The organism is Streptomyces sp. NPDC058289 (assembly GCF_042880975.1).
Lineage (GTDB): Bacteria > Actinomycetota > Actinomycetes > Streptomycetales > Streptomycetaceae > Streptomyces > Streptomyces stoeckheimensis.
In genome coordinates this window covers 1-2931 of record NZ_JBHVYI010000195.1, presented here as the reverse complement: position 1 = coordinate 2931, position 2931 = coordinate 1, and the positions used below count along the sequence as shown (strand labels likewise).

The 2931-nt window shown below is 73.0% G+C and carries 3 protein-coding genes; all 3 read left to right on the top strand.

Annotated features, from left to right (window positions below; genetic code table 11):
• Nucleotides 1-192 precede the first annotated feature (192 nt).
• The 3 genes from ACFVX6_RS40715 (at nt 193) to ACFVX6_RS40705 (ending at nt 2873) form a co-directional block, all read left to right on the top strand.
• Complete coding sequence (locus ACFVX6_RS40715; protein WP_389699626.1) at nt 193-1107, top strand: fumarylacetoacetate hydrolase family protein; 915 nt, start codon at nt 193-195, stop codon at nt 1105-1107.
• Nucleotides 1108-1223: 116 nt separating this feature from the next.
• Nucleotides 1224-1967 (top strand): Asp/Glu racemase, encoded by a 744-nt coding sequence (locus tag ACFVX6_RS40710; RefSeq protein ID WP_389699627.1) that lies wholly within the window; start codon nt 1224-1226, stop codon nt 1965-1967.
• Nucleotides 1968-2030: 63 nt separating this feature from the next.
• Entirely contained in the window at nt 2031-2873 is an 843-nt protein-coding gene (locus ACFVX6_RS40705; protein ID WP_389699625.1) for a PaaX family transcriptional regulator C-terminal domain-containing protein, read from the top strand.
• Nucleotides 2874-2931 lie beyond the last annotated feature (58 nt).

Below are 2931 nucleotides of genomic sequence, written 5' to 3'. Positions count from 1 at the left end.
CCACCCCCCTGGGCTCCCCCCGCTATGCGGCGACCCCGTCCACGGGCGGCCCCCCCCCCGCCCCGTGCCCCGCGCCGCCCCCCCGCCCCGCCGCCCCTCCCCCGGGCCCGGGTGGGGCGGCGCACCCCGCGCTGCCGCTCTTCCTCACCTCCTCCCCCTCACCTCCCCTTCCTCTCCCCTTAGGAGCCACCGATGCGACTGGTGACCTACACGACCGCGCCGATGACCGGAACCGCCGACCGCCTGGGCGCCCAGGTCGACGGCTTGGTGTACGACCTCGCGGCCCTCGCCCTGCACGCCGGCGTCGAACTGCCCGGCGACCTGCTCTCCTTCGTCCGGGCCGGCGCCCCCGCCCACGAGGCGGCCGCCCGCCTGCTGGCGGGCGACCCCGCGGACCGGCCCGCCGGGGCCGTCCACCGGCTGGAGGACGTCACCCTGCGCGCGCCCCTGCGCCCCGGCAAGATCATCGGGGTCGGGCTGAACTACGTGGAACACGTGGAGGAGTCCAGCCGGAGCCTGGACACCGACAAGGACCTGCCCCCGCGTCCGGTGCTGTTCAGCAAGCCCGCCACCGCCGTCACCGGTCCCGGGTCGCCGATCCTGCACAACGCCGACCTCACGACCCAGCTCGACTGGGAGTGCGAGCTCGCCGTGGTCATCGGTACGACCGCCTTCCGGGTGACCGAGGAGGAGGCGTACGGCCACATCTTCGGCTACAGCATCGTCAACGACATCAGCGCCCGCGACCAGCGCCGGTCGGGCCAGTGGTTCTTCTCCAAGGGCCAGGACTCCTACGCCCCCTTCGGCCCGGCCGTGGTCACCGCGGACGAGGTCCCGGACCCGATGGACCTCGACCTCGAGCTGCGGGTGAACGGGGTCACCAAGCAGAAGTCCAACACCCGCCACATGCTGTTCCCCATCGCCCGGCTCATCGCCGACATCAGCTCGGGCGTGACCCTGGAACCCGGCGACGTCATCGCTACCGGCTCCCCGTCCGGCGTCGGGGCCGGCATGGTCCCGCCCGAGTTCCTCGTGCCCGGCGACACCGTCGAGGCCACCGTCGAGATCATCGGAACCCTCGCCAACCCGGTGGTCGACGCCCGCTGATCCGGCCGGAACCCGCGCCCGTCACCCACCCCGGCACCCCGCCACAGACCCGAGGAGCACCCGTGCCGCCCCGTACCTACCGCATCGGCCAGATCGTCCCGAGTTCCAACGTCACCATGGAGACCGAGGTCCCCGCGATCCTGCGCGCCCGCATGGAGATCGCGCCCGACGACCGCTTCACCTTCCACTCCAGCCGCATGCGCATGACCCACGTGACGCCGGAGCAGCTCAAGGCGATGGACGCCGATTCCGACCGCTGCGCCGTGGAACTCTCGGACGCGCGGGTCGACGTACTCGGCTACGCCTGTCTGGTCGCCATCATGAGCATGGGCCTCGGCTACCACCGTGCCTCCGAGGAGCGCCTGCACACGCGCACCGTGGAGAACGGGGCCCCCGCCCCCGTGGTCACCAGCGCGGGCGCCCTGGTCCACGGGCTGCACACCATGGGCGCCAAGAAGGTGGCCCTGCTGGCCCCGTACATGCGCCCCCTGACCCAGACCGTCGTCGACTACCTCACCCACGAGGGCATCGAGGTCCTCGACTTCCAGGCCCTGGAGATCCCGAACAACCTCGACGTGGCCGCCCACGACCCGGCCAGGCTCCCCGGCCTGGCCCGCGCCCTGGACTACGCCGACGCGGACGCGGTCGTCCTGTCGGCCTGCGTGCAGATGCCCTCGCTCGGCGCCATCGAGCAGGCCGAGCAGCTGCTCGGCAAGCCGGTGGTCTCCGCGGCCGTCTGCACCGCGCACCAGATGCTGCGCGCCCTCGACCTGCCGGCCGTCGCCCCCGGCGCGGGCCACCTCCTCTCCGGGGCGTACGCGGAGGCCCCCCTGCACCCCGGGAAACCGGCCGCGGGGTGACCGGCGGCGGCCCGGGCGCTGCTCCTCGATAGGATCACCACCCCACACCACGGGAAGGTGATCATGTCGGACAGCTCCCTCAGGCCCAGCTCGTTGATCAGTACGGTCTACGGGGCCTTCGTGCGCGGGAGCGGCGGCTGGATCTCCGTCGCCGACCTGATCACGCTCATGTCTGAACTCGGCGTCGAGAGCCAGGCGGTGCGTTCGGCCATCTCCCGGCTCAAGAAGAAGGGCGTCCTCGAACCGGAGCGCCGCGGAGCCACCGGGTACCGGCTCAGTCCTGCCGTCCACCCCGTCTTCGACGCCGGAGACCGGCGCATCTTCGCCAGCCTCGAACCGGCGGACCTCGACGACGGCTGGGCCATGGCCGTCTTCTCCGTACCGGAGTCCGAGCGCTCCCACCGCTACCAGCTGCGCACCAGGTTGACCTGGCTCGGCTTCGGCAACATCGCCCCCGGCGTGTGGCTGGCGCCGGGCCGGCTCCTGGAGGACGCGCGCGACATGCTCGTCCGGCTCGGCCTGAGCGAGTACGTCCACCTGTTCGCCGCCGCCGATTACGCCGCGTTCAGCGACCTCCCGGAGGCGGTGAGTTCCTGGTGGGACTTCCCCGCGATCCAGGCCCAGTACGCCACCTTCACCGGCGCGTACGCACCGGTCGCCGCGAAGCTCGCCCTCCAGGTCGGCATCGACGCCGCCGAGGCCTTCCGCCACTACGTGCCGATGCTCACCGAGTGGCGCCGGCTGCCCTACCTCGACCCGGGCCTGCCTGCCGAGCTGCTCCCCGCGGACTGGAACGCCGTGGGCGCCCGGCAGGTCTTCCAGCAACTGCACGAGGTCCTGGCGGGTCCGGGCCTGCGGCACGTCCAGGACGTGACGGGTCCTTCCGAGGGCGGCGCGGAGGCCTAGGCCCTGCCTTCCGACCGGGTCCCGGTCCGCCACGGCGGCGGGGCCGCGGGCGCGGCCC

Excerpts from the sequence above, each read along its gene's own strand:
- ACFVX6_RS40705 (WP_389699625.1), top strand. The coding sequence starts at position 2,031 with ATGTCGGACAGCTCCCTCAGGCCCAGCTCGTTGATCAGTACGGTCTAC.
- ACFVX6_RS40715 (WP_389699626.1), top strand. The coding sequence starts at position 193 with ATGCGACTGGTGACCTACACGACCGCGCCGATGACCGGAACCGCCGAC.
- ACFVX6_RS40710 (WP_389699627.1), top strand. The coding sequence starts at position 1,224 with ATGGAGACCGAGGTCCCCGCGATCCTGCGCGCCCGCATGGAGATCGCG.